Raw genomic sequence first — 24287 nt, 5'->3', positions numbered from 1 at the left:
GCGTACGACCGGCGTCTGAGGTAGCCCCCGGCCGGGGTAGTCCCCATCAAATGAGCTGTCAGGGGGACCTCTCGGCGGCCCATTTGATGGGGACTACCGCAGGACCGGGCGGCCGGCCTGCCAGACCCCGGCCACGAGCGGAACGCCCGGGCGGTAGGCGAGGTGGACGTAGGACGGCGCGTCGAGGAGGACGAGGTCCGCGGCCCTGCCCGGGGCGAGCACGCCGACGTCGTCGCGGCCGAGGGCGGCGGCACCCACCGCGGTCGCGGCGTGCAGCGCCTCGGCGGGGCTCATCCGCATCTCCCGGACGGCGAGCGCGATGCAGAGCGCCATCGAGGAGGTGAAGCAGGAGCCGGGGTTGCAGTCGCTGGCGAGCGCGATGCGTACGCCGGCGTCGAGCAGGCCGCGGGCGTCGGGATAGGGCTGGCGGGTGGAGAACTCCACGCCCGGCAGGAGCGTGGCGATGGTCCCGCTCGAGACCAGCGCTGCCACGTCGTCGCCGGCCAGGAAGGTGCAGTGGTCGACCGCGACCAGACCGAGCTCGCAGGCGAGCCGGACACCGCCGCCGTACGTCAGCTGGTTGGCGTGGAGCCGCCCGCGCAGGCCGCTGTCGGCCCCCGCGGCCAGGATGGCGCGGGCCTGGTCGACGTCGAAGGCGCCGTCCTCGCAGAACACGTCGATCCACCGGGCGTGCGGTGCCGCGGCCGCCAGCATCGGACCGGTGACGAGGTCGACGTAGTCCTCCGGGGTCGTGTCGGCGGGGACGACGTGGGCGCCGAGGAACGTCGTCTCGTCGGTGAACTGCCTCGCCACCGCCAGGCTGCGCGCCTCGTCGTGGACCGACAGGCCGTAGCCGCTCTTGATCTCCAGGGTCGTGGTGCCCTGCGCCCGCATCTCGGCGACGAGCCGGCCGACGTGGGAGGTGAGCTGCTCGTCGGAGGCGGCGCGCGTCCTCGCGACCGTGGTGCGGATGCCGCCGGCGGTGTAGGGCTCGCCCGTCATCCGGGCCTCGAACTCCGCCGACCGGTCGCCGGCGAAGACGAGGTGGCTGTGGCTGTCGACGAACCCAGGGATGACCGCGCGGCCGCCGGCGTCGACCTGGACGTCCGCGTCCGGCGCGTCGGCAGCGGGGCCGACCCAGGCGACCCGCGCGCCCTCGAGGACGACGGCGGCCTCACGGACGATGCCCAGGAGGCCACCCTCCTCGCCCCGCTCGACGTCGTTGGTGACGAGCTCGCCGATGCCGGTGATGACGGTGGTGGTGCTCATGCCCAGATCCTCCCGATCACGTCGCCGAGCTCGCGACCGATCTCGGCCCTGTCCCCGTCCTCGACGACCCAACGTCCGTCCGCCATCACCCGACGTACGTCCTCCGCGACGGCCGCGAAGACCACGGTGTTCTCGTCCCGCCCCGTGCCCGCCGTGCGGGGGGAGGCGGGGTCGAGCACGACCAGGTCGGCTCGCTGCCCGACGGCGATGGCGCCGGCGTCGTCCCAGCCGAGCGAGGCGTGGCCGTCGGTGGTGGCGGCCGTCAGCAGCTCGCCGGCCGTCCAGTGGCCGCGCTGCTGGGTCGCCAGCCGTTCGTCGAGCTCGAGGGCGCGCATCTCCTCGAAGGGGTCGATCACGGCGTGGCTGTCCGACCCCAGCGTCAGCCGGGCACCGGCGTCGTGCAGCCGTCGCGACGGACCGATGCCGTCGCCCAGGTCGCGCTCGGTGGTCGGGCAGAAAGAAGCGTGGGCACCCGCTCCGCCGATGACGGCGATGTCGTCGTCGGTGACGTGGGTGGCGTGCACGAGCGACGTCGTCGGCCCGACCAGGCCGTGGTCGGCGAGCAGCCGGGTGGGCGTGACGCCGTACGCCTCGAGGCACGCGTCGTTCTCGGCGACCTGCTCGGAGACGTGCACGTGCAGCGGGCGGTCGCCGACCCACGCCGCGACCGCGTCGAGGTCGGAGGCGGGGACCGCGCGGACCGAGTGCACGGCCGCACCGACACGGATCCCATCGGTGGTTGAGGTGCGAGCGGAGCGAGCCTCGAAACCACTGACCCGCTCCACCCAGCGATCCACCGACCCGTCGCTGTAGCGCACCTGCGCCCCCTCGGGCGGCGCCCCGAAGCCGGACGAGAGGTAGAGCGTGTCGAGCAGCGTGATCCGGATCCCGGCCTCGCGCGCAGCGTGCATCAGGGCGAGCCCCATCTCGTCGGGGTCGGCGTAGGGCGTGCCGTCGGACTGGTGGTGCAGGTAGTGGAACTCCCCGACGCAGGTGATCCCGGCGGCCGCCATCTCGCGGTACGTCGCCCGCGCGAGGGCGAGGTAGGTGTCGGGGTCGAGCCGGGCGGCGACGTCGTACATCTGGTCACGCCAGGTCCAGAAGCTGCCGCGCTCGCGCTGGGTGCGGCCGCGCAGCGCGCGGTGGAACGCGTGGCTGTGGGTGTTGGCCAGTCCCGGCACGACGAGGCCGCGGACCGGGATCGCGCGCGGCGGGTCGGAGTCGGGCGTCACCGACGTGAACCGCCCGTCCTCGACCTCGACGAGCACGTCGTCGCCGAACCGGTCGCCGAGCCACGCGCGCTCGAGGAGGTATGCCGTCACGCGGGGACTCCCGCCAGCTCGGCCAGGACGTCGGCCAGGGCCTCGACGCCGGCCAGGCAGTCGGCGGTCTCGGCGCGCTCGTCGGGCGAGTGCGAGACGCCGGTCGGGTTTCGGACGAAAATCATGGCGGTCGGGATGCCGGCGTCGGACAGGATGCCTGCGTCGTGGCCGGCCTGGGTCGGGATGACCGGCCAGTCGCCGAGCCCGGCCAGGCGGGCGGCCAGGTCGGGATCGAACGCCACGGAACCGGACACCGACTCGGGGGTGACGACCAGCGAGGTGCCGTCGCGGCCGGCGCGGTCGTCGGCCTGGCGCTCGACCTCGGCCACCAGCGAGGCGAGGGCGTCGTCCGACGAGGCCCGGGCGTCGAGCCACGCTGTCACCAGCGACGGCACGGCGTTGGTGCCGTTGGGTTCGACCGTGATGCGGCCGAAGGTCGCGCGCTGGCCGGCGAGGCGGGCCTGCTTGTTGGCGGCGAGCGCGGTCATCGCGTAGGTGAGCATCGGGTCGTGCCGGTCCTCCATCCGCGTGGTGCCGGCGTGATTGGCCTGGCCGGCGAAGTCGAAGCGCCACCGCCCGTGCGGCCAGATCTCGCTCGCCAGGCCGACGGCGACGTCGCGGTCGACGAGGTCGCGGCCCTGCTCGACGTGGAGCTCGACGAAGGTGCCGACCCGGTCGAGGTCCACCAGCCCGCGGGACGGGTCCAGCCCGGAGGCGGAGATCGCGTCGGCGAGGAAGACGCCGTCCCGGTCGCGCAGCTCGCTCGCGTCCTCCCACGTCGTCGTGCCGGTCGCGAGCCGCGAGCCGAGGCAGGCGCGGCCGAACCGCGATCCCTCCTCCTCGACGAAGACGCCGATCCCGATCGGTCTTGCCGGCGAGAACCCGCGCTCCCGCAGGGTGTCGACGGCCGCCAGTGCGGACACGACGCCCAGCGGACCGTCGTACGCGCCGCCGTCGAGGACCGAGTCGAGGTGGGAGCCGGTGAGGACGCTCGGCCCCGACGCCGTCTCCGGCGACCACCAGGCCACCTGGTTGCCGATGCCGTCGGTCTCGACGGTGAGCCCGCGGGCCGCGCACTGCTCCACGAACCACGACCGCAGCTCGGTCTCCGCCGAGGCCCAGGGTTGGCGGAAGTAACCGCCGGAGGAGGCGGACCGGCCCACCGGCGCGAGGTCGCGCCACATCTCCTCGAAATGTCCGACGGCCATGCCCGCAGTCCATCGAAGTCCCCCGTCGCGGTCAACGCACGACGGCGGCAAGTCGTCTCGGATCTGAGACGGGCCCGATACGTCAGGCGAATCTGCGGTGGGCACCGGGGGTTCGCACGCCGCTCACTCGCGATGATGGGCCCATGGAGTTCCGTGACGTCGTGCGCCGCCGCCGGATGATCCGCCGCTACTCGTCCGCGCCGGTGGACCCTGCCGCGGTCGACCGGATGCTCGAGCACGCGCAGCGGGCGCCCAACGCGGGCTTCAGCCAGGGCTGGGCGTTCCTGGTGCTCGACACCCCCACCGACGTCGACCTGTTCTGGTGGGCGACCGGCGCGCGGTCGACCGGCGCGCACGCCCGGCCCAACGCATGGCTCGAGGGCATGCGCACCGCGCCGGTCGTGATCGTCCCGCTCGCGAGCAAGGACGCGTACCTCGACCGCTACGCCGAGCCCGACAAGGGCTGGACCGACCGCAGCGAGGACCGCTGGCCGGTCCCCTACTGGTACGTCGATGCCGGGATGGCGTCCCTGCTGATCCTCCAGACCGCCGTCGACGAAGGACTCGGTGCGTGCTTCTTCGGCGTGCCGGGTGAGTACGTCGACGACCTCCGGTCGGCGTTCAGCATCCCCGCCGACCACACGCCGGTCGGGGCGATCACCGTCGGGCACCGGGTCGAGGACACCGGCTCGAAGGGATCGGCTGCCCGGCGCGAGCGGCGTACGAACGTGGTGCACCGGGGGCGCTGGGAGTCCTGAGCGGCGTGAGCACGTCCTGGACGTGCGCGAGCGGCGGCCTGGCCGTGGGATCGAGGCTGATGCACGCCGCGAGGACCTCGCGCACCTCCTCGGGCAGGGCGTCGATCCCGTCGGGCGTCCGCGGCATCCGGCGGTGCACCAGGGGCCATCGCCGGCGGCTCTCCCACGTCGCCTCGTCGCCGTAGGGCGCCGTGCGGGTCAGCGCGTCGATCAGCGTCATCCCGAGCCCCCACACGTCGGTGGCGCCGGACAGCCCCCGGCCGATCGCCTGCTCGGGCGCGAGCCAGCCGCGGGTGCCGGCTCCCGGGCGACCGACGCCAGGACGACCGGCGAGGCTGAGGTCGATCAGCACCGCCTTGCCGTGGTCGACCACGACGTTGTCGGGCTTGAGGTCGAGGTGCAGCCAGTCGTGGCGGTGCAGGTATCCGAGGACGGACGCGATCTGGCAGCCGAGCTCCGCCACGTCCGCCAGGCCGAGCGGCTCGTCCTCGACGAGGGCGGACAGGGTCGCCCCCCGCAGCGTCTCGAGCACCACCGCGGGCGGGTCGTCGAGGACGTCGTAGCCGCGCACCAGGTGGGGATGGACCAGGCTCGTCGCGAGGTGGCCCTCGAGGAGCACCGCCTGCCGCACCCGGGGGTCGTCGCGACGGTCGGCCCGGAGCAGCTTGACCACGCAGCGCGTGCCGCGGGCCTCGTCCCAGGCGTCCCAGGTCTCGAGGCGATGGCCGTCGGCGAGGAGCGCCAGGGGCCGGTAGCCCTCGGGCAGGTCCCCGGTGGGAGTACGCCGCCGCGTCACGACGCGACCTCGACGGGCGCGCGGTCGAGGGTCACCACGCGGTCGACGTGCTCGAGGACGACGGGATCGTGCGTGAGGACGAGGATCGTGCGGTCGCGCTCGCCGGCGACCAGTGCCGCCATCAGCCGTCTCGACGCGGCCTCGTCGAGACCTGTGGTGGGCTCGTCGAGCACCAGCACCCGGGAGGGGCGCAGCAGCGCGCGGGCGATCGCGAGCCGCTGTCGCTGGCCGCCCGAGAGGCTCCGGCCGCGCTGGCCGACGCGGGTGTCGTACCCGCGCGGCAGGCGCTCGACGAAGTCGTGGGCGTCCGCCGCACGCGCCGCCGCGCGGACCTCCGCGCGGGTGGCATCGGGACGGCCGAGAGCGAGGTTGTCGTGCACGCTCGCGTCCATCATCAGCTGCTCCTGGTGGACGACGGTGACCGCGTCGCGGACCGATGCTGCGGTGTGGGCCGCGACGTCGTGGCCGTCCACGAGGACGACGCCGGCGTCCGCGACGAGCTGGCGGGTGAGCAGCCGACCGAGCGTGGTCTTGCCCGAACCGCTCGGCCCGACGAGCGCGACCACCTCGCCGGGGGCGATGTCGAGGGACACCTCGCGCAGCGCGACGCGACCCGCGCCGGGGTAGGTGACCGACACCCCGTGCACCGAGACGGCACCGCGACCAGCGGGCAGTGGGGTGGCGCCCGGGAGGTCGCCGCCGGCCGGCTCGTCGAGCAGCTCCACGACCCGCTCGACGCCGGCACTGGTGGAGTAGAGCGAGGGGATGAGGTCGGCCAGCGTCCGGACCGGGCCGAAGCACTGCATCAGCAGCGCGAGGAAGGCGAGCAGCCCGCCCAGGGTCAGCCGGTCGGTCGACAGGGCGAGGACACCCAGGCCCACCACGACGAGCACCCCGACAAGCTCGGCGAGGTCGACGAGCGGCAGGAAGATCGCCCGGATCCGGCTGGCCGCCAGCTCGGCGCCGGCGATGGCGCGGTTGTGGCCGTCGTACGTCGCGACGGCGCGGTCCTCGCGTCCGTAGGACTGCACGAGCGAGGCGTTGGCCAGCGCCTCCTCGGTGACGCTGCCGAGCGAGCCGCCGCGACGACGCCGCTCTCGGGACACGTCGCGGGTGAGGCGCGCGAACCGGGTGGAGACCCACCAGAAGAGGGGCGCGACGACGAAGGACGCGAGGGCCAGCTGCCACTCGAGCCACAGCAGCGCCCCGACGAAGAAGACGAGCCGGAGCAACGAGCCCAGGCCCACGCTCAGCTGGCTCACCATGAAGCGCTCCACGGCCGAGACGTCGGAGGTGAGCCGGGTGAGCGTGTCCCCGAGGCGACGTCGGTCGTGCACGGCGGACGGGAGGGCGAGGACGTGGGAGAAGACGTCGCGGCGCAGGTCGACCAGGAACCGCTGCGACACCCAGGTCGAGAGGTAGTCGTCGGCGCCGGAGACGACCCCGCTGAGCAGGTTGAGCCCGATGTAGAGGAGCGCCAGGGCCAGGAGCGGGCCGAACGCGGCCGGCACGAGGACGTCATCGACGAGCCGCTGGTAGAGCAGGGCCTCCGCGACGGCGATCGCCGGAGCCGCCATCAGCAGTAGCACGCCGAGGGCGAGCCAGCCGCGCAGCGGGCGCAGCCTCGGCCAGAACCGACGGCCGATCTCGACGAGCCGCAGCGGCGCAGCCACGTCGACCAGCGCGGACTGCTCGGGCGCCGCGCGCAGGGACGCGGCGAGACGGTGGCGCAGGGACATCGGTCCTCCTCGGGCGTGCGGTCAGGTCTGACGGGGAACGACGCGACGGGTGGGCGGCCCCCAGGGGGACCGACCACCCGTCACACGTACGCGACTCAGCTCGAGCGCGACCAGCTGCGGCTGCGGTTGCGGCGCCGACGACGACGCCGGCGGCGACCGTCGTTGCTGGAGTCGGAGCCTCCGCGGCGGGCCTGGACGGCCGGCGCGAGGGCGGTGAGGATTCCGGAGCGGGCCATGGTGGCCTCCTTCGTGGGTGGTGTCCGGGGCTTCCCGGCTGACGAGGAAGACTCTGCGGCGCCCGGATGACGTGGGCATGAGTTCGAGGTGAGAGCGCCCTCATCGAGCCCGCGGGGCACTACGGTCAGCCCATGACCGTGCCCGTCGAGACGCGCGTGGTGAGAGCCTTGCAGGCCCTCGTCCGCATCCCGACCGTCTCCGACCGCGACCCGTCGCGCGTCGACTCCGAGGCGTTCGACCGACTGCTCGCCGAGCTGGCGCGCCAGTTCCCGCTGCTCCACGAGCGACTGACGCTCACCATCGTCGGGACCCACGGCCTCCTCTTCAACTGGCCCGGCGCGAGCGCCGACCGGCCGGTCGTGCTGATGGCCCACCTCGACGTCGTACCCGTCGACGGCGAGGCACCGTGGCAGCACGACCCGTTCGGCGGCGGGATCCACGAAAGTCCCACCGGACCGGCGATCTGGGGTCGCGGCACGCTCGACGACAAGGGCTGCGTGGCCGGGATCTGCGAGGCCGTCGAGTCGTTGCTCGAGGCCGGGCACGTGCCCGCCCAGGACGTCTGGCTGTCCTTCGGGTGCGACGAGGAGGTCAGCGGCACCGCGGCCGTCGAGGCGGTCGAGGTGCTCCGCGAGCGCGGCATCACACCGTGGCTCGTCGTCGACGAGGGCGGCGCGATCGCGAGCGGCGCGTTCCCCGGCGTGAAGCCGCCGCTCGGCGTCATCGGCGTCACCGAGAAGGGCACCACCTCCCTCGAGCTCGTCGCCGAGGGCCGCGGCGGTCACGCGTCCACGCCCGCGAGGAACGGCCCGACCACCCGGATCGCCCGCGCCCTCCTGCGGATCGAGAAGGCGCCCTTCCCTGCCTCCGCCCCGGCCCCGACGCTCGAGCTGATGCGCCGCCTCGCACCGCACGTGCCCCTCCCCCTGCGCCCCCTGCTCGGACGCGCCGACCAGATCGCGCCGGTCGTCACCCGTGCCCTCCTGGCGGCCGGACCGGAGGCCGCGGCCATGACGCGTACGACCGTCGCAGCGACGACGCTCAGCGGATCGCCTGCCCTCAACGTGATCGCCTCGACAGCCAAGGCCGGGCTCAACATCCGGGTGATGGTGGGCGACACCGTGGCCGGCGTCGTCGAGCACGTCCGGTCAGCGATCAAGGACGACTCGATCCGGATCGACGTCATCGAGTCCGGCGAGCCCTCACCGATCTCGCCGATGGACGAGGCCTTCGAGCTGCTCGAGGACTGCATCGGCGAGGTCTTCCCCGAGGCGGTCCCCACGCCCTACGTGATGATGGCGGCCACCGACTCGCGCCACTTCACCGCGATCAGCGAGCACGTCTACCGCTTCGCGCCCTTCCGGATGACCAAGGCCCAGCGCCAGGCGATCCACTCCTACGACGAGCACATCGGCGTCGCCGACCTGGTCGACGGAGCCCGTTGGTACCAGCTGCTGATCGAGAGGCTGCCCGCATGAGCACCACCGCCAGGCCCACCGCCCCGACCGCGGTGAAGGGACTTGCGGCCATCGTCGGGTTCCTCGTCATGGTCGAGCTCGCCAGCGGGATCCTGCAGGGCTACTACACGCCCATCTACCCGCAGATCGCCGAGCACCTCTCGATCTCCGAGGGCGACGTCAACTGGTTCGAGGCCGCGCAGCTGATCGTCAGCGCGCTCTGCATCCCGCTCCTCGCGCGGCTCGGCGACCTCGTCGGGCACAAGCGCGTCCTGCTGATCTCGACCGCCGTCACGGCGCTCGGCTCGTGGTGGCTGGCGTTCGCGCCCGGCTTCACCACCTTCCTGATCGGCTGGGCGATCCAGGGCGCGTACGTCGTGTGGCTGCCGCTCGAGATCGCGATCATCCACCGCCGCACGCGCGACTCCGGCCGCCAGGAGCTGCTGACCCGCCGCGGGGCCGCGATCCTCGTGGGCTTCCTCGAGCTCGCCGTCATCATCGGCGCGGTGACGAGCGGGCTGCTCGTCGACTCGCTGGACATGAACGTCCTGCTGGCCATGCCCGCGGTCGTCGTGACCGCCGTCTTCTTCGTCATCCTCGTCGGCATCGAGCAGGCGCCCGGCGACGACACCGGCGGCATCGACTGGGCCGGCCTCGGACTCATCACGCTGGCGCTCGGCATCCTCATGGGCGGCCTGGTCTGGCTGCGGCTCGACGGAGCCGGTTCGCCCTGGGGCTGGCTGACGATCGCCGTGTCCTTCGTGGTCTTCGCCTTCTTCTGGCGCTTCGAGCAGCGCCACCCCGAGCCCATCGTCGACGTGCGGCTGCTGGCGAGCCCGGCGCAGTGGCCCGTGCAGGTCACGGCCTTCCTCTTCGGCATCCCCGTGCTCGGTGGGCAGATCCCGCTCTCCACCTACGCCCAGGCCGACCCCGCCGTGCGCGGCTACGGCCTCGGTGCCGACTCCGCCTTCATCTCCACGCTCATCGGGCTCTACGTCGTCACGCTGGCGATCGGCGCCTTCACCCTCCCGCTCACGACGCGGCTCCTCGGCGGCGTACGCCGTGCCCTCGTCGTCGCCTGCTCGCTGGTCGGGATCGGCTACCTGCTCTGGCTGCCGTTCCACGACGAGACCTGGCAGGCACTCATCAACATGGGGATCGCCGGCCTCGGCTCGGGCGCGCTCGTCGCGGCGTTGCCCGCGGCCGCCGCGGCCGCTGCGCCGCCCGAGCGCACCGGGATCGCGACCGGGATGACCAACGGCACGAAGACCGTCGGCGGAGCCATCGCCTCGGCGATCTTCGCGATCGCCCTGACGGCGACCGGTTCGCTCGACGCGACGGCCGAGAAGGTCGCCCCGCTCAGCGGCTACCTGACGGTGTGGGCGGTGTGCGCCGGCGCGTCCTTTCTCGCCGCGCTCGCCCTGATGGCCGCACCGAAGCACGCCTTCAGCGACGCCCGAGCGCGCCCGTCCACTGACTGATCGTCCTGCTCCCAGTGATCCCCGGCTGACCGGGGATCACTGAACATGTCGGCCCGTGCACGGCCTGACAAGTTCAGCGAGGGCCTGACAAGCAACCACGGCGGGCGTCAGCGAGTGGGGTACGGCGTGCTGGTCGCGGCCGCCATGCTGTCCTCTGACGGCATCAGGAACCAGAGCAGCGGGTAGACCAGGAACTGGCTGCCGGGGATGACGACCAGGGTCACCAGGAAGAGCAGCCGGGTGACCCACGGCGTGAGGCCGAGCCGACGTCCCACGCCGGCGCAGACGCCGCCGATGATCGCGTGGTCGGTGGAGCGGACGAGGCCCTGCCGGGCGAGGGAGGTGCGGATCTTTTCCATGCCTCCAGCCTGCATCGCGATCACGCGGCACACCATCGGGATCACCCCCGGTCCGACCCCGAGCACCCCCGCGTACGCCGCCGCACCGCTGGATCACGGCCGCCCGCCGACCTAGGGTGGAGGGCACCGGAGGTGACCTCGATGTCCGACCTGACCCCGCACCTCGACGAGCCCGGCGACGAAGCCGCCCGCAGGATGCCTGCGCGCGACGAGCGCACCGGCAAGTCCGCCGCAGCGGCGCGCATCGCGAACCAGTCCAGCTGGGTCGACCAGCAGATCCGGATCGCGATGGAGCGCGGGGACTTCGACGACCTCGCCGGCTACGGCAAGCCGATCGAGGACCTCGGCGGCGAGCACGACCCCGACTGGTGGATCAAGAAGCTCGTCGAGCGCGAGAACATCGCGATCCTCCCGCCTGCCCTGGCGCTGCGGAAGGAGGACGCCGAGCTCGACGGCCGGCTCGACCGGATCAACGTCGAGTCCGAGGTGCGTCGCGAGGTCGAGGACTTCAACGCCAGCGTCCGCAAGGCGATCTACACGCCGCCGACCGGACCGTCCGGGCCGCCGGTGATCACCCGGCAGCGCGATGTCGACGACGAGGTCGTGGCCTGGCGCGAACGGCGTACGGCCCGGATCGAGGCGCAGCGGGCCGCCCGCGAACAAGCGGCGGCAGCCGAGCCGCCCAAGCGCTCGTGGTGGCGCCGGCGCTGACCTCGGCGAGACATCCGTCATATCGACGGAGGCCCTCGCGACGGTAGTTTGCGCCCATGTCACGAACCGCCAAGGACTTCTTCGCCCCACTGGCCGTCGGGGCCCCCGCGCCGCTGCGCGACATCCCGGCCAGGCCCAGCCGCGCGATCCACTTCTTCGACCCGGGCAACGAGAAGATGGCGGCCAAGGTGCCCGACATGGTCGGCACCGTCGACGTCCTCCTCGGCAATCTCGAGGACGCGGTCAAGGCCGAGAACAAGGAGAAGTCGCGCCAGGGCCTGGTCGAGATCGGCAAGGCCACTGACTTCGGCAAGACCCAGTTCTGGACGCGCGTCAACTCCCTCGACAGCCCGTGGGGCCTCGACGACCTCGTCACCCTGGTGACCGAGATCGGCGACAAGCTCGACGTGGTCATGGTGCCGAAGGTGCAGGGCGCCGAGGACATCCACTACGTCGACCGGTTGCTCGCCCAGCTCGAGGCGAAGGCCGGCCTCGACCGGCCGATCCTCGTGCACGCGATCCTGGAGACGGCCCGCGGTGTCGCCAACGTCGAGGAGATCTGCGGCGCCAGCCCGCGCATGCAGGGCCTGTCGCTCGGCCCCGCCGACCTGGCCGCGGACCGCCGGATGAAGACCACCCGCGTGGGCGGCGGCCACCCGGGCTACCTCGTGCGCCAGGACCCGGCGCGCGACGACCTCGGCGTGCCGCAGTACGACGCCGAGCGGACGACGTACCAGCAGGACCTGTGGCACTACACGATCGCCCGGATGGTCGACGCGTGCGCGATGCACGGGATCTACCCCTACTACGGGCCGTTCGGGGACATCAAGGACACCGTTGCCTGCGAGGACCAGTTCCGCAACGCGTTCCTCCTCGGCTGCGTCGGCGCGTGGAGCCTGCACCCGGCGCAGATCGCGATCGCCCACAAGGTCTTCTCCCCGAGCGTCGAGGACGTCGCGCACGCCCGCCGGGTGATCGCCGCGATGGGCGACGGCACCGGTGCGGTGATGATCGACGGCAAGATGGAGGACGACGCCTCGGTGAAGCAGTGCCAGGTGATGGTCGCCCTCGCCGAGGAGCTCGCCGCGATCGACCCCGAGCTCAAGGAGCAGTACGACCGGATCGAGGTCGCCGATGTCTGAGTTCACGCCGCTGCGCTCCGTCCTCTACATGCCGAGCTCCAACGAGCGCGCGCTCGAGAAGGCGAAGACCATCGCCTGCGACGCCCTGATCCTCGACCTGGAGGATGCCGTCGCGCCCGACGCCAAGCCGGCTGCCCGCGAGGCCGCTGCCGCGGCGGCCGCCAGCGGCGACTACGGACGACGCACTGTCACGATCCGGGTCAACGGCATCGGCACCGAGTGGCACGAGGCGGACCTCACGGCGGCCAGCCAGGCGGGTCCGGCAGCGATCGTCGTCCCGAAGGTCGACAGCGCCGAGCAGGTCGTCCGCCTGGTCGACATGATGGAGAAGGCGGGCGCGCCCGACCACACCGCGCTCTGGGCGATGGTCGAGACGCCGGACGCGATCTTCGACGTCCGCGAGATCGCGGCCGCGTCGCCCCGGCTGCAGGCGCTCGTCCTCGGCACCAACGACCTGGTCAAGGAGCTCTACGCCGAGCACGTCCCGGGTCGCGCGCCGATCCTGCCCAGCCTCCACACCGTGCTGCTCGCCGGCCGGGCCGCGGGGATCGCGGTGATCGACGGCGTCTACAACGACGTCAAGGACGCCGACGGGTTCCTCGCCGAGTGCGAGCAGGGCCGCCAGATGGGCTTCGACGGCAAGACGCTGATCCACCCCGGTCAGGTCGAGGGCGCCAACACCGCCTTCGCCCCGAGCGAGCAGGCGGTCGAGGACGCCCGCGGCCTGATCGCGGCGTTCGAGGACGGCCAGGGATCGGGCGTGGTGACCTACAACGGCCGGATGGTCGAGAACCTGCACGTCGAGTCCGCGCGGCGCACGCTGTCGATCCACGACGCGATCCAGGCTCGCCGGACCGACTAGGGACGTCACCCGCAAGGATGGTCCCGGCTTTCCAAAGCGACGCCCACGCGGCAGAGTGCTGACGCCGCCCACGCACAGTGGGCGCTTCACAAGGAGGCAAAAAGACATGGTTGTCCTCGGACTGATCCTGCTCCTCATCGGAATCCTCGTCGGCCCGCCGGTCCTCACCTACATCGGACTGGTGCTGATCGTCGTCGGCCTGATTCTCAACTTCGTCCCCATCGGCGGCAGCAGCCGTCGAGTCTTCTAACGGCGGACGACGACACGCCTCCAGGGCCTCGGACACCTCGGGTGTCCGAGGCCCTGATGCATTTCTCGTGGTCCGCCCCGTAGCAGTGCGGCGCGCAGGGACGTGCGTTCGCGCCATGGACATCCCCCGACTCACCCGGATCGGCTCGCTCCTCGCGGCCGTCGCGCTCGTCACGACCGGCCTCGCCGGCCCCTCCTCGGCAGCGCGCACCTTCGAGCTCGACGGACTCGGTGACTCGTACGCCTCCGGCTACGGCGTCGCCCCCTCCTTCACCACGCCGTGCGGCCGCTCCGACGCCGCACCGGCGACGAGCATCGACGGCCGGATGCGCCTCGCCCTCGACGACTTCGTCGCCTGCGCCGGCGCGAGAACGACCGACCTCGTCCCGCAGGGCCAGATCGCCGCGCTCGGACCGGACACCGACGTCGTCACCCTGTCGATCGGCGGCAACGACATCGGCTGGTCGTCGACGGTCGTGGCCTGTCTCGGTGGCACCGACGCACAGTGCGCGGGTGCGGTGGCCCTGACCCGCGGCCGCATCACCTCGGTCCTCCCCGGCCTGCTCGACGCGGCCTACGACAAGGTCGATGCCGCCGCGCCGGGTGCGACGGTCTTCGTCACGGGCTACCCGCGGCTCTTCTCGCCGGACTACGGCGCCGTGCTGGGCGCGTCACCTGCCGAGCAGGTCGTGCTCAACGACGGTGCCGACCTCCTCAACGCGACCATCCGCACGGCCGCCGAGGCCCACGGCTATGTCTTCGTCGACGTGACCGACCGCTTCGTCGACCACGGCGTCAATGCCCCGGAGCCGTGGCTGATCTGGCCGACCGCACCCGGGTCGTTCCACCCCAACGCGCCCGGCTACCGGGCGTACGCCGCCGCGGTGACCGCCGCGATCAAGCCGTCCGCCCTGCGCTGACGCAACGCGTGTGACGGAGCGGTCGCCCGGGCGGCCGCCTCGTCACCCGTCCGTGATCAGGCGCTCTCGTCGCCGCGGCGGAACCGGTCGTTGAGCCAGGTGCTGGCGGTGCCCATCCAGCCGGCGAGGTCGTGGACCAGCCGGCCGAGGGTGTCCTGCGTCCGCTCGAACGCGACGGCATAGCTCGCCGCTGCCTCCTGGGCCGCCTCGCTCACCGAGGCGTCGTCGTCGCCCTCGCGGCGCGGGTAGGCGCCGCCGAGGATCGCGGTGTAGGCACCGGAGTCGATCCACCGGCGCAGCTCGGTCGCGCGGACGACCGCGAAGGGGTGGCTCTGCTGCTGCAGCAGCGACAGCTTGATGAGGGACTCGCGCACGTCGCCGCCCTCGTCGTACTCCGCCCCCTGGGCGAGGAACGACGTGACGTCGAGCTCGTCGAGGTTGCCGCCGCTGGCGATCTTCATGTGGGTCCGCAGCGCGGCGGTCGGGTCCTGGCTGGCGAGCAGCCCGGCGCGGTCGGCCGACAGCTCGGCCTTGCGCGACCACTCGAGCAGGCCGACGGTCACCATCCGGATGCCGAGCGCGCCACCGGGAACCGCGTTGAGCAGCCCGCCGAGTCCGAGCAGCCGCAGCAGCAGCGTGCGGTAGACCGCGTGGCCGCTGATCGCGTGGCCGAGCTCGTGGCCGATGACGAAGCGCATCTCGTCGTCGTCGAGGTGGTGCACCATGCCGGACGACAGCATGATGATCGGCCGGTCCATCCCGACCGTCTGGGCGCTCAGCGTCGGGTCGGCCTGGACGTACATCTCCGGCAGCACCGTCGCGTCGAGGCTCTGGCCGACCTCGGCCAGGAGCCGGTGCAGCCGCGCGAACTGCCGCTCGTCGACGCGCACCGCGGAGCCGAGCAGCGTCAGCCGCCAGGCCCGCTCGCGGAAGACCCCCGACATGGTCTTGAGCAGGACGTCGAAGCCCTTGAGCTTGCGGAGCGCGACCAGCGCGCCCTTGTCGGCGGGGTGCTCCCACGCCCGCGAGCTGATGTCCGTCAGTACGACGCGCGCACGCGCCGGCTTCTTCTTGTCCCCCGATGCCATGGAGGGATCCTGTCCTACCGGGCCGGAATTGTCTGCGGTTCCCGGGTCTCCGTGTCGGGCCGCGGCCTCAGCCGGCCGCCCCGCGCGCGGCCGCCTCGATCTCCGCACGACGCTCGGCCCAGAAGCCTGCGTCGTGGCCGTCGGCCGCCATCGCCTCCGCATCGGTGCCCACGGCACCGTCGAGCTCCTCGCGAAGGATGTCGGCGTGGCCGGCGTGCCGGCTGGTCTCGGCGAGCACGTGGACCAGGACGTTGAACAGCGGCACCTTCTCGGCGCCCCACCACTCGACGCGACCCGTGTCGTCGAGCGACAACGCCTCGATCGTCGCGTCGCTGTGCGCCCAGACGCGGCGGTAGCGGTCGACGACGTCCGCGCGCGACTCGTCCGCGGTCGCCCACATGTCGGCGAGCCGCTCCTCCTCGAGGTCCCAGCGCGTGAGCGGCTCGGGGAACGGGCGACCGAAGACCTCCCCGAGGTAGCGCGCCTCCCACGTCGCGAGGTGCTTCACCAGACCGAGCAGGTTGGTGCCCGTGGTGGTCATCGGGCGGCGCACGTCGTACTCCGACAACCCGTCGAGCTTCGCGAGCACCGCGGCCCGCTCGTGGTTCAGGTAGTTGTGGAGGTTGGTCTTCGCCGCGGAGTCGTCCATGGGGTCACCCTCGCATCGGGATGGTGACCCCGCGCTCCTCGGCGACCTCGACGGCGCGGTCGTAGCCCGCGTCGACGTGGCGGATGACGCCCATGCCGGGGTCGTTGGTCAGCACCCGCTGGATCTTCTCCGCGGCGAGGTCGGTGCCGTCGGCGACCGTGACCTGCCCGGCGTGGAGCGAGCGGCCGATGCCGACACCTCCGCCGTGGTGGAAGGACACCCACGTCGCGCCGGAGGCGGTGTTGACGAGCGCGTTGAGGATCGCCCAGTCGCCGATGGCGTCCGACCCGTCGAGCATCGCCTCGGTCTCGCGGTAGGGCGAGGCGACCGAGCCGCAGTCGAGGTGGTCGCGGCCGATCACGACGGGCGCCTTGAGCTCCCCGCTGGCCACCATCTCGTTGAACTTCGCGCCCGCCTTCGCCCGGTCGCCGAAGCCGAGCCAGCAGATCCGGGCCGGCAGTCCCTGGAACTGCACGCGCTCGGCCGCCATGTCGAGCCAGGCGTGCAGGCGCGCGTACTCCGGCTTCTCGTCCGCCGGGAACAGCTCCTTGATCGCGCGGTCGGTGGCGTAGATGTCCTCGGGGTCGCCGGAGAGCGCCGCCCAGCGGAAGGGGCCCTTGCCCTCGCAGAAGAGCGGCCGGATGTACGCCGGCACGAAGCCGGGGAACTCGAAGGCCCGGTCGTAGCCGCCCTTGCGGGCCTCGTCGCGGATCGAGTTGCCGTAGTCGAAGACCTCGGCGCCGGCGTCCTGGAACTCGACCATCGCGCGCACGTGACGCGCCATGGACTCCTGGCTGCGCTTGGTGAACCCGCGCGGGTCCTCGGTGCGCTCGCGCTCCCAGTCGTCGTACGACGTGCCGGCAGGGAGGTAGAAGAGCGGGTCGTGCGCGGAGGTCTGGTCGGTGACGACGTCGATGCGCGCGGACCCGTCGAGGTGGCGCTCGAGCAGCTCGGGCAGCAGGTCGGCGGCGTTCCCGAGCACGCCGATCGACAGACCGCGACGCTCGTCGCGCGCCTCGACGGCCAGCTCGATCGCGTGGTCGAGGTCGCGCGCCTGCACGTCGAGGTAGCGGGTCTCGAGGCGGCGCTCGATGCGGTGCTGGTCGCACTCGATGCAGATCGCGACGCCGTCGTTCATCGTGACAGCGAGCGGCTGCGCGCCGCCCATCCCACCGAGGCCGGCGGTCACGGTGATCGTGCCGGCCAGCGTCCCGCCGAACCTCTTGTCGGCGATCGCGGCGAAGGTCTCGAACGTGCCCTGCAGGATCCCCTGCGTGCCGATGTAGATCCACGAGCCGGCCGTCATCTGGCCGTACATCGTCAGGCCGAGGTCCTCGAGGCGGCGGAACTCCTCCCAGTTGGCCCAGTCGCCGACGAGGTTGGAGTTCGCGATCAGCACGCGCGGTGCCCACTCGTGGGTGCGCATCACGCCGACCGGCTTGCCCGACTGCACGAGCAGGGTCTCGTCGGCCTCCAGGTCGCGAAGGGTCCGCACGAGGGCGTCGTACGACGGCCAGTCCCGCGCCGCCTTGCCGGTGCCGCCGTAGACGACGAGGTCCTCGGGGCGCTCGGCGTTGTCGGGGTCGAGGTTGTTCATCAGCATCCGCAGCGGCGCCTCGGTCTGCCACGACTTCGCGGTCAGCTCGGTGCCGTGCGCGGCGCGGATGGGCAACCTGTCGTTGGTCGAGGAGGGCGAGGTGGTCACTTCAGTTCTCCGATCACGGACTCGGCGGCGGCGAGGACCGCGCCGGACTGGACGAGACCGACGGCGGCCTCGATCTCGGGCGAGAGGTGGCGGTCGGGGCCGGGGCCCTCGATGCCGGACCGGCGGAGCAGTGCGACGACCGCGGCCGTCGCGGGCGAGGGCGTCAACGGCGCGCGCAGGTCGAGCGCTCGGGCGGCGGTCAGCACCTCGACGGCGACGACGCGCGACAGGCCGTCGACGGCGGTGCGGAGCTTGCGGGCGGCGTTCCAGCCCATCGACACGTGGTCCTCCTGCATCGCGCTGGAGGGGATCGAGTCGACCGAGGCCGGGACGGCGAGGCGCTTGAGCTCGGAGACGATCGCGGCCTGGGTGTACTGCGCGATCATGTGGCCGCTGTCGACGCCCGGGTCGGAGGCGAGGAACGGCGGCAGGCCGTGGCTGCGGGCCCGGTCGAGGAACCGGTCGGTGCGGCGCTCGCTGATCGAGGCCACGTCGGCGACGACGATCGCGAGGAAGTCGAGGACGTAGCCGATCGGGGCGCCGTGGAAGTTGCCGTTGGACTCCACGTTGTCGCCGATCACGACGGGGTTGTCGATCGCGCTGGCGAGCTCGCGACCGGCGACCGTCGCGGCGTGCTCGACGGTGTCGCGGGCCGCGCCGTGCACCTGCGGCGAGCAGCGCAGGGAGTACGCGTCCTGCACGCGGTTGCAGTCTCCAGTTCTGTGCGACGCCACGATCGCCGAGCCGGCCATCAGCGCGGTCAGGTTGGCCGCGGACAGGGCCTGACCCGGGTGCGGGCGGATCGCCTGCAGCTCGGGGGCGAAGACGCGGTCGGTGCCGAGCTGCCCCTCGACGCTCATCGCGGCGGCGATGTCGGCGGTGCGCAGCAGCATCCGCAGGTCGGTGATCGCCATGACCAACATCCCGAGCATGCCGTCGGTTCCGTTGATGAGGGCCAGGCCCTCCTTGGCCGCGAGCTCGACCGGCTCGAGGCCGGCCGCAACGAGCGCCTCGGCGGCAGGCATCAGCGTGCCGTCGGCGTCACGGACCTCCCCCTCGCCCATCAGCGCGAGCGCGCAGTGCGACAGGGGTGCGAGGTCGCCCGAGCAGCCGAGCGAGCCGTACTCCCGCACGACCGGCGTGATCTGGTGCGACAGCAGGCCGGCGAGCAGCTGCGCCGTCTCACGTCGTACGCCGGTGTGCCCCGTCGCGAGCGTCGAGAGCCGCAGCAGCATCAGGCCGCGGACGACCTCGCGCTCGACCTCGGGACCCGAGCCGGCGGCGTGCGAGCGGACCAACGAGCGCTGGAGCTGCGCGCGCATCTCGGTGGGGATGTGGCGGGTGGCGAGGGCACCGAACCCGGTGCTCACGCCGTAGGTCGGCGTCTCGGCCGCGGCGAGGGTCTCGATGACCTCGCGGGCCCGGTCGATCGCGGCGAGTGCGTCGTCGGTCAGGTCGACGGGCGCGCCTGCACGCGCGACCTGGACGAGCTCGTCGAAGGAGACGGGGCCGACCCCGACCTGGATGGATTGCATGTCGTTCATCAAACTCCCGGCGACCGGGACGCCGCCAGCACGGCTGAGCGAGAAGGGTCTGACATACGAGACTCACCCGCGAGGGTGCGGAAGCACTGGACACGATGCCGGGGACTGCCAGACTGGCCTTCCCTGTCGAGCGAAGAAGGATTCTCGTGACCACCACCACCATCGTCATCATCATCGTCGTCGTCCTGGTCGTGGCCGCGGTCGCGGCCCTCCTCATCAACAAGCGCAACAAGGACGCCAAGATCGCCCACGCCGAGGAGCTGCGCGGCCAGGCCGCGTCCCAGGCCCAGACCACGATCGCGCCGGCCCAGCAGGACGCGGCCGAGGCGGAGCGGAAGGCCGAGGAAGCACGGCTGCAGGCCGAGCGGGCCGAGGCCGAGGCCCGCGAGGCACAGGTCGCCGCCCAGCAGGTCGAGGCCGAGCACGAGGCGCAGGTGCGCGACGCCGACCGCCTCGACCCCCGCGTGGACCACCGGTCGGACGACTACTCCCCGCAGGTGCCGGGCAGCGTCGACCAGCAGCCCACCCCGCCGTCGGAGGCCAACCGCGCGCCCGAGACCAGCCACGAGACCACGCACGAGACCACCCCCGAGGCCGCGCCCGAGACCACGCACGAGACCGCGCCGGAGCAGCCGACCACCGCCGACGAGCAGGCGAGGACCCCGGGCCTCCCGCAGCGCACGCGCGGTGCCCAGGAGATGCCGGGCAAGCCGATCGAGAAGACCGACGACGGTGGCGGCTGGTTCACCCGCAAGGACTCCGACAAGGCCTGACGACCACTCCGGACAAGCCCCCGACCCAACCCCGCATGACGTCGTGAGCCAGGTACCCGCCGCCACCCGCACCCTGCGGGTGCTGCGGTTCCTGGCCACGCAGGCCGACCCGGTGCCGCTCGACCGGGTGATGCGGGCGTGCGACCTCCCGCGGAGCACGGCGTACCACCTGCTCAACACGATGATCGACGAGGGCTTCGTCGTGCACCTGCCCGACGAGCACCGCTACGGCCTCGGCGTCGCGGCGTTCGAGGTGGGCAGCGGCTTCACCCGCCAGGAGCCGCTGGCCCGGCTGGCCCGGAGGCCGCTCGCCGAGCTGGTCGACCGCACCGGGCACGGCGCCCACCTCGCCGTGCTCCACGGCCGCGACGTCCTCTACGTCATCGAGGAGCGCGCGCCCGGTCGACCACCGCTGGTGACCGACGTCGGCGTACGACTCCCGGCCCATCTCACCGCGTCGGGACGCACCATCCTGGCGGCGCTGCCGGCCAGCCAGGTGCGCGCGCTCTACCCCGACCGGAGCGCGTTCGTCGACCGCCACGGCAAGGGACCGGCCTCGTTGAGCGCGCTGCGCTCCCTCCTCGGCGAGACCCGTCAGCGAGGGCACGCGAGCGAGGACGGGGAGGTGACGCCGGGCCTGCAGAGCGTCGCCGCGGCCGTGCTCGACCACAACGCCCACCCGGTCGCCGGGGTCGCGGTGACCTTCCCCAGCGACGAGTCGACCGACGTCACGGCGATCGCCGCCGCCGTCACCGCCACGGCCGAGCGCCTGACGCGCAGGGTCAGCGGCGGACCGGCCGGGACATCCGCGCTTCGACGATGATCCGGGTGCGGTAGACGCCGGTCGTGTTGTCGCGGTCACCGCAGGTGATGAGGACGAGCCGGGCCGGGCCGCGGTCGGAGAAGAGCGCAGCCACCTCGCTCCTCGACAGGTGCGTCACCCGGCGCACGCGCGTCACCTCGAAGCGGTTCCGGCCGACGGCGACCCGGTCCCCGACCTCCAGCCGACCGAGCCGGTCGAAGACGCCGGGTCCCTTCGACCAGGTGTGGCCGGCGAGCACGGCGCTGCCGTCCTGACCCGGGACGACACCGTCACGCCAGCGGTAGACGTCGCGGACGCTGCGGCCGATCGCGAGCTCACCCCGGTCCGTGACGCCGACGGGGATGATCCCCGCGTCGACGCCGATGGCGGGGATCGACAGCCGGCCGAGCATCGCAGCGGACGCGCGCCCGTCGGACGCGGGACGGGCCCCCGCCGGCGCGACAGCCGACACGGGGACAAGCACGGCAGCGATCATCGCCAGCACCACCGTGGTCAGACACCTGCGCACGACCCGAGGCTACGCCCGGGCCGAACGGTCGCCACGTGACCCGGCAGGGGCGAGGTTCGTTGCACCCCTGACGCACCCACACGCCGACGTGACTCGAGGACCGCCGTGACCCAGACGCCCCGCCACGCGCACCGCCTGCTCCTCTCCCTCCTGGCCTCGGGCGGACTGGTGGTCGGCGGGATGCTGACCGCGGCCCCGGTCGGGGGCGGGGCGCCCAACCTGACGTCGACGTACGACGCCCAGGCACGGCAGCGGGCCGAGGTCGTGGCCGAGCGCCGGCCACACACCCACCCGGGCACCGGGTCGGGCGGGATCACCCCCGTCGCGGACGACGGGCACGGTCACGTCCACGACGACCCGACCACCAAGAACGCCATCAGCCGCAGCGGCGAGGCGGCCGCCGCCCCCGACCGCACCACCCCGGCCCAGCGCGCGGCGAGCCGCGCTCGCGTCGCCATGCAGCGCACGCAGCGGGAGCCGCGCCTGGTCGGCGTCCCCCTGCGGAGCAAGCGGCAGCGGGTGCCCGAGAGCGTGTACGCCATGGCCGGCGGCTGCTACTCCCTCGGCGGGCAGCCCCTCACCTTCCAGGCCACCGGCCTCGGCAGCTACCTCCTCTACGCGCCCGACCGGACGTTCCTCGCCGCTGCCGCCTCCGGTGGCGCGGCCTGGGCAGCGGCGCCGTCGCCGGAGTCGGACTGGACGGTCCGGCAGACGGGCAGGGGCCGCTTCACCTTCACCCTCGCCGACGGTCGGGCCCTGCGCAGCGGGTTCGCGACCGGCACGGCCGAGCCGTTCGCGCTGCGCCGCACGACCGGGTGCACGGCGTTCCCCGAGGTCGAGACCAACGTCAGCGGACGTCCGTTCGGCGGCGTCACGGGCTACCAGGAGGTCCGCGGCTACGTCGACCCGCACGTCCACGGCCAGACCCACGAGTTCCTCGGCGGCCGGGTGATCTGCAGCCCGCCGTTCCACAAGTACGGCGCTGCCGCCGCGCTCGTCGACTGCCCCGACCACCAGCTCGCCGACGGCCGCGGCGCCGCGCTCGAGGACGTCCTGTCCGGCAACACGCCCGGCAGCGGGCACGACCCGGTGGGCTGGCCGACGTTCTCCTACTGGCCCAACCCGCACTCCCTGACGCACCAGCAGGTCTACTACAAGTGGCTCGAGCGCTCGTGGCGTGCGGGGCTGCGCATCCACACCAGCCTGCTCACCGAGAACCACATCCTCTGCACGGTCTACCCGCTCAAGAAGAACTCGTGCGACGACCGCGACTCCGTGCGCCTCCAGGCCCAGGACATGCGGGCGATGCAGGACTACATCGACGCGCAGTACGGCGGCCCCGGCCGCGGCTGGTACCGCATCGTCACCAGCCCCTTCGAGGCCCGCAAGGTGATCAACGCCGGCAAGCTCGCGGTGGTGATGGGCATGGAGACGTCGGTCCCGCTGGGGTGCAACGTGCAGCTCGGGCGCCCGACCTGCACCGAGGAGCAGATGCTGGCCGAGCTCGCCGAGATGAAGAAGCTCGGCGTCAGCCAGATGGAGCTGACCAACAAGTTCGACAACGCCTTCACCGGCGTGGCCGGCGACGCCGGGACGATCGGCCCGCTGACCAACAGCGCCAACTTCCTCAGCACCGGATCGTTCCTACGCATGCAGACCTGCCCCACGACGTACGCCCCCGGCACCGAGGACCGGCTCCAGTCGCCCAACCTCGGCGACCTCACCGGAGCGGGTGCACAGGGCACCCCTCCCCACGATGCGGCACAGCAGGACGCGATCTTCGGCGCCATCTGGAAGCTCTTCGGCGACCTCGGCGTCCAGCCCGCGCCGATCTACCCGAAGGGTCCGCACTGCAACCAGCTCGGCCTCAGCCCACTGGGACAGCGGCTGCTGTCGGCGATGATCGACCAGAAGATCCTCTTCGACCCCGACCACATGAGCGTCGCCGGACGCAACGCCGCCCTCGACTACCTCGAGCAGCAGCAGGCGGCCGGTCGTCCGGTCGGCGTCGTGTCCTCGCACTCGTGGTCGACCCCCGACGCCTACCCGCGCATCTACCGCCTCGGCGGGTTCGTCGCGCCCTACGCCGGTGACTCGACCGGCTTCGTGGAGAAGTGGCGCCAGCACCTCGGCTGGACCGACAAGAGGTTCTACTTCGGGTTCGGGTTCGGCTCGGACATGAACGGCTTCGGCGCCCAGGGCGACCCGCGCGGCGCCGGCGCGCCCGACCCGGTGACGTACCCCTTCACCGGTCTCGACGGAGTCACGATCAGCCAGCAGCGCAGCGGTGAGCGGGTCTTCGACATCAACACCGACGGCGTCGCCCACTACGGGATGTACGCCGACTGGGTGGAGGACGTCCAGCACGTGGCCGGCGCCGACGGGTCTGCGCTCGGTGCCGACCTGGGCCGCGGCGCCGAGGCCTACCTCCAGACGTGGGAGCGCTCGTGGGGCATCGCGCCCGACTCGTGCCGCAACCCCGCGCTGCGGAAGTCCGTGCGGGCCTTCACCCGGGCCGCGGACACCGGCCTGCGGGCCAGGGCGCTGATGCAGCGGGTCGGGCAGCCGTGGCAGCGGCTGGGTCGGACGTTCACCTACTGCGCGAAGAAGCCGGGCAAGCAGCGGGTGCTGATGACGGTCGAGCTGTCGGGCAAGGGCAAGGTGACCGGGGTGCGCCGGGGGTGACG

At 72.7% G+C, this 24287-nt stretch carries 23 protein-coding genes; 11 read left to right on the top strand and 12 right to left on the bottom strand.

Going from position 1 to position 24287, the window contains the following annotated elements; all coding sequences use genetic code 11:
• Window positions 1-93: 93 nt before the first annotated feature.
• Genes hutI through EUA06_RS16525 form a run of 3 tightly spaced genes read right to left on the bottom strand, consistent with a single transcriptional unit; the run spans window position 94 to window position 3799 of the window.
• Window positions 94-1269, bottom strand: coding sequence for an imidazolonepropionase (gene hutI, locus EUA06_RS16535; protein ID WP_129477773.1), 1176 nt, complete (start codon window positions 1267-1269; stop codon window positions 94-96).
• On the bottom strand, window positions 1266-2591 hold the full coding sequence (locus EUA06_RS16530) for a formimidoylglutamate deiminase (RefSeq protein WP_129477771.1): 1326 nt from the start codon (window positions 2589-2591) through the stop codon (window positions 1266-1268). Before EUA06_RS16530 ends, hutI begins: the two co-directional genes overlap by 4 nt.
• A complete protein-coding gene (locus EUA06_RS16525) occupies window positions 2588-3799 on the bottom strand; it encodes an allantoate amidohydrolase (protein ID WP_207208388.1) in 1212 nt (403 codons plus the stop codon). Before EUA06_RS16525 ends, EUA06_RS16530 begins: the two co-directional genes overlap by 4 nt.
• 143 nt (window positions 3800-3942) lie before the next feature.
• Between EUA06_RS16525 and EUA06_RS16520 the strand changes: the two genes are divergently transcribed.
• Window positions 3943-4557 (top strand): nitroreductase family protein, encoded by a 615-nt coding sequence (locus tag EUA06_RS16520; protein ID WP_129477769.1) that lies wholly within the window; start codon window positions 3943-3945, stop codon window positions 4555-4557.
• On the opposite strand, the gene EUA06_RS16515 is transcribed toward EUA06_RS16520, so the two are convergent.
• The 3 genes from EUA06_RS16515 to EUA06_RS22525 form a co-directional block, all read right to left on the bottom strand.
• Window positions 4457-5353, bottom strand: coding sequence for a serine/threonine-protein kinase (locus tag EUA06_RS16515; RefSeq protein ID WP_129477767.1), 897 nt, complete (start codon window positions 5351-5353; stop codon window positions 4457-4459). The genes EUA06_RS16520 and EUA06_RS16515 overlap by 101 nt on opposite strands.
• The gene (locus EUA06_RS16510; protein ID WP_129477765.1) at window positions 5350-7092 is read right to left on the bottom strand and encodes an ABC transporter ATP-binding protein; all 1743 of its coding nucleotides are present in this window, start codon (window positions 7090-7092) and stop codon (window positions 5350-5352) included. The genes EUA06_RS16515 and EUA06_RS16510 overlap by 4 nt, the downstream gene beginning before the upstream one ends.
• A 95-nt stretch (window positions 7093-7187) precedes the next feature.
• A complete protein-coding gene (locus EUA06_RS22525; RefSeq protein WP_165354421.1) occupies window positions 7188-7328 on the bottom strand; it encodes a hypothetical protein in 141 nt (46 codons plus the stop codon).
• A gap of 132 nt (window positions 7329-7460) precedes the next feature.
• On the opposite strand from EUA06_RS22525, the gene EUA06_RS16505 reads away from it, so the two are divergent.
• A complete protein-coding gene (locus tag EUA06_RS16505; protein WP_129477763.1) occupies window positions 7461-8807 on the top strand; it encodes a M20/M25/M40 family metallo-hydrolase in 1347 nt (448 codons plus the stop codon).
• Window positions 8804-10267: an MFS transporter gene (locus tag EUA06_RS16500; protein WP_129477761.1), complete on the top strand. Its 1464-nt coding sequence runs from the start codon at window positions 8804-8806 to the stop codon at window positions 10265-10267. The genes EUA06_RS16505 and EUA06_RS16500 overlap by 4 nt, the downstream gene beginning before the upstream one ends.
• Before the next feature lie 107 nt (window positions 10268-10374).
• On the opposite strand, the gene EUA06_RS16495 is transcribed toward EUA06_RS16500, so the two are convergent.
• Window positions 10375-10626 carry a PspC domain-containing protein gene (locus tag EUA06_RS16495; RefSeq protein WP_129477759.1) on the bottom strand — a complete coding sequence of 84 codons (252 nt, stop codon included), beginning with the start codon at window positions 10624-10626 and terminating at the stop codon, window positions 10375-10377.
• A gap of 141 nt (window positions 10627-10767) precedes the next feature.
• On the opposite strand from EUA06_RS16495, the gene EUA06_RS16490 reads away from it, so the two are divergent.
• From EUA06_RS16490 to EUA06_RS16475, 5 genes are all read left to right on the top strand, one after another.
• Window positions 10768-11337, top strand: coding sequence for a DnaJ family domain-containing protein (locus EUA06_RS16490; protein ID WP_242498198.1), 570 nt, complete (start codon window positions 10768-10770; stop codon window positions 11335-11337).
• 56 nt (window positions 11338-11393) lie between these two features.
• Entirely contained in the window at window positions 11394-12479 is a 1086-nt protein-coding gene (locus EUA06_RS16485; protein WP_129477757.1) for an HpcH/HpaI aldolase/citrate lyase family protein, read from the top strand.
• Complete coding sequence (locus EUA06_RS16480) at window positions 12472-13341, top strand: HpcH/HpaI aldolase/citrate lyase family protein (protein ID WP_129477755.1); 870 nt, start codon at window positions 12472-12474, stop codon at window positions 13339-13341. The genes EUA06_RS16485 and EUA06_RS16480 overlap by 8 nt, the downstream gene beginning before the upstream one ends.
• Window positions 13342-13447: 106 nt before the next feature.
• Window positions 13448-13591, top strand: coding sequence for a hypothetical protein (locus EUA06_RS22520; protein WP_165354420.1), 144 nt, complete (start codon window positions 13448-13450; stop codon window positions 13589-13591).
• A 115-nt stretch (window positions 13592-13706) separates the two neighbouring features.
• Window positions 13707-14510, top strand: coding sequence for an SGNH/GDSL hydrolase family protein (locus tag EUA06_RS16475; protein ID WP_129477753.1), 804 nt, complete (start codon window positions 13707-13709; stop codon window positions 14508-14510).
• 56 nt (window positions 14511-14566) lie between these two features.
• On the opposite strand, the gene EUA06_RS16470 is transcribed toward EUA06_RS16475, so the two are convergent.
• From EUA06_RS16470 to hutH, 4 genes are all read right to left on the bottom strand, one after another.
• Window positions 14567-15598: a M48 family metallopeptidase gene (locus EUA06_RS16470; RefSeq protein WP_129477751.1), complete on the bottom strand. Its 1032-nt coding sequence runs from the start codon at window positions 15596-15598 to the stop codon at window positions 14567-14569.
• 67 nt (window positions 15599-15665) lie between these two features.
• Complete coding sequence (locus tag EUA06_RS16465) at window positions 15666-16247, bottom strand: DinB family protein (RefSeq protein ID WP_129477749.1); 582 nt, start codon at window positions 16245-16247, stop codon at window positions 15666-15668.
• A 4-nt stretch (window positions 16248-16251) separates the two neighbouring features.
• The gene (hutU, locus tag EUA06_RS16460) at window positions 16252-17952 is read right to left on the bottom strand and encodes a urocanate hydratase (RefSeq protein ID WP_207208387.1); all 1701 of its coding nucleotides are present in this window, start codon (window positions 17950-17952) and stop codon (window positions 16252-16254) included.
• On the bottom strand, window positions 17949-19487 hold the full coding sequence (gene hutH / locus EUA06_RS16455) for a histidine ammonia-lyase (protein ID WP_207208386.1): 1539 nt from the start codon (window positions 19485-19487) through the stop codon (window positions 17949-17951). The genes hutU and hutH overlap by 4 nt, the downstream gene beginning before the upstream one ends.
• Window positions 19488-19642: 155 nt before the next feature.
• Between hutH and EUA06_RS16450 the strand changes: the two genes are divergently transcribed.
• Window positions 19643-20269, top strand: coding sequence for a hypothetical protein (locus EUA06_RS16450; protein ID WP_129477745.1), 627 nt, complete (start codon window positions 19643-19645; stop codon window positions 20267-20269).
• Between the two features lie 43 nt (window positions 20270-20312).
• Window positions 20313-21092, top strand: coding sequence for an IclR family transcriptional regulator (locus tag EUA06_RS16445; protein ID WP_129477743.1), 780 nt, complete (start codon window positions 20313-20315; stop codon window positions 21090-21092).
• On the opposite strand, the gene EUA06_RS16440 is transcribed toward EUA06_RS16445, so the two are convergent.
• Window positions 21052-21600: a class F sortase gene (locus EUA06_RS16440; RefSeq protein WP_129477741.1), complete on the bottom strand. Its 549-nt coding sequence runs from the start codon at window positions 21598-21600 to the stop codon at window positions 21052-21054. The two genes, EUA06_RS16445 and EUA06_RS16440, sit on opposite strands and share 41 nt — an antisense overlap.
• Before the next feature lie 105 nt (window positions 21601-21705).
• Between EUA06_RS16440 and EUA06_RS16435 the strand changes: the two genes are divergently transcribed.
• The gene (locus EUA06_RS16435; RefSeq protein ID WP_129477739.1) at window positions 21706-24285 is read left to right on the top strand and encodes a peptidase; all 2580 of its coding nucleotides are present in this window, start codon (window positions 21706-21708) and stop codon (window positions 24283-24285) included.
• The last annotated feature ends 2 nt before the right edge of the window (window positions 24286-24287 follow it).

Source organism: Nocardioides glacieisoli, from assembly GCF_004137245.1.
Classification (GTDB): Bacteria; Actinomycetota; Actinomycetes; order Propionibacteriales; family Nocardioidaceae; genus Nocardioides; species Nocardioides glacieisoli.
Note: the sequence above shows the minus strand (reverse complement) of the source record. Positions and strands in the feature narration are given on the sequence as shown.

Coding starts and splice junctions, on each gene's coding strand:
- EUA06_RS16505 (WP_129477763.1), top strand. CDS start 7,461: ATGACCGTGCCCGTCGAGACGCGCGTGGTGAGAGCCTTGCAGGCCCTC.
- EUA06_RS22520 (WP_165354420.1), top strand. CDS start 13,448: ATGGTTGTCCTCGGACTGATCCTGCTCCTCATCGGAATCCTCGTCGGC.
- EUA06_RS16470 (WP_129477751.1), bottom strand. CDS start 15,598: ATGGCATCGGGGGACAAGAAGAAGCCGGCGCGTGCGCGCGTCGTACTG.
- EUA06_RS16485 (WP_129477757.1), top strand. CDS start 11,394: ATGTCACGAACCGCCAAGGACTTCTTCGCCCCACTGGCCGTCGGGGCC.
- EUA06_RS16500 (WP_129477761.1), top strand. CDS start 8,804: ATGAGCACCACCGCCAGGCCCACCGCCCCGACCGCGGTGAAGGGACTT.
- EUA06_RS16495 (WP_129477759.1), bottom strand. CDS start 10,626: ATGGAAAAGATCCGCACCTCCCTCGCCCGGCAGGGCCTCGTCCGCTCC.
- EUA06_RS16475 (WP_129477753.1), top strand. CDS start 13,707: ATGGACATCCCCCGACTCACCCGGATCGGCTCGCTCCTCGCGGCCGTC.
- EUA06_RS16490 (WP_242498198.1), top strand. CDS start 10,768: ATGTCCGACCTGACCCCGCACCTCGACGAGCCCGGCGACGAAGCCGCC.
- EUA06_RS16510 (WP_129477765.1), bottom strand. CDS start 7,092: ATGTCCCTGCGCCACCGTCTCGCCGCGTCCCTGCGCGCGGCGCCCGAG.
- EUA06_RS16480 (WP_129477755.1), top strand. CDS start 12,472: ATGTCTGAGTTCACGCCGCTGCGCTCCGTCCTCTACATGCCGAGCTCC.
- EUA06_RS16525 (WP_207208388.1), bottom strand. CDS start 3,799: ATGGCCGTCGGACATTTCGAGGAGATGTGGCGCGACCTCGCGCCGGTG.
- EUA06_RS16465 (WP_129477749.1), bottom strand. CDS start 16,247: ATGGACGACTCCGCGGCGAAGACCAACCTCCACAACTACCTGAACCAC.
- hutI (WP_129477773.1), bottom strand. CDS start 1,269: ATGAGCACCACCACCGTCATCACCGGCATCGGCGAGCTCGTCACCAAC.
- hutH (WP_207208386.1), bottom strand. CDS start 19,487: ATGCAATCCATCCAGGTCGGGGTCGGCCCCGTCTCCTTCGACGAGCTC.
- EUA06_RS16520 (WP_129477769.1), top strand. CDS start 3,943: ATGGAGTTCCGTGACGTCGTGCGCCGCCGCCGGATGATCCGCCGCTAC.
- EUA06_RS22525 (WP_165354421.1), bottom strand. CDS start 7,328: ATGGCCCGCTCCGGAATCCTCACCGCCCTCGCGCCGGCCGTCCAGGCC.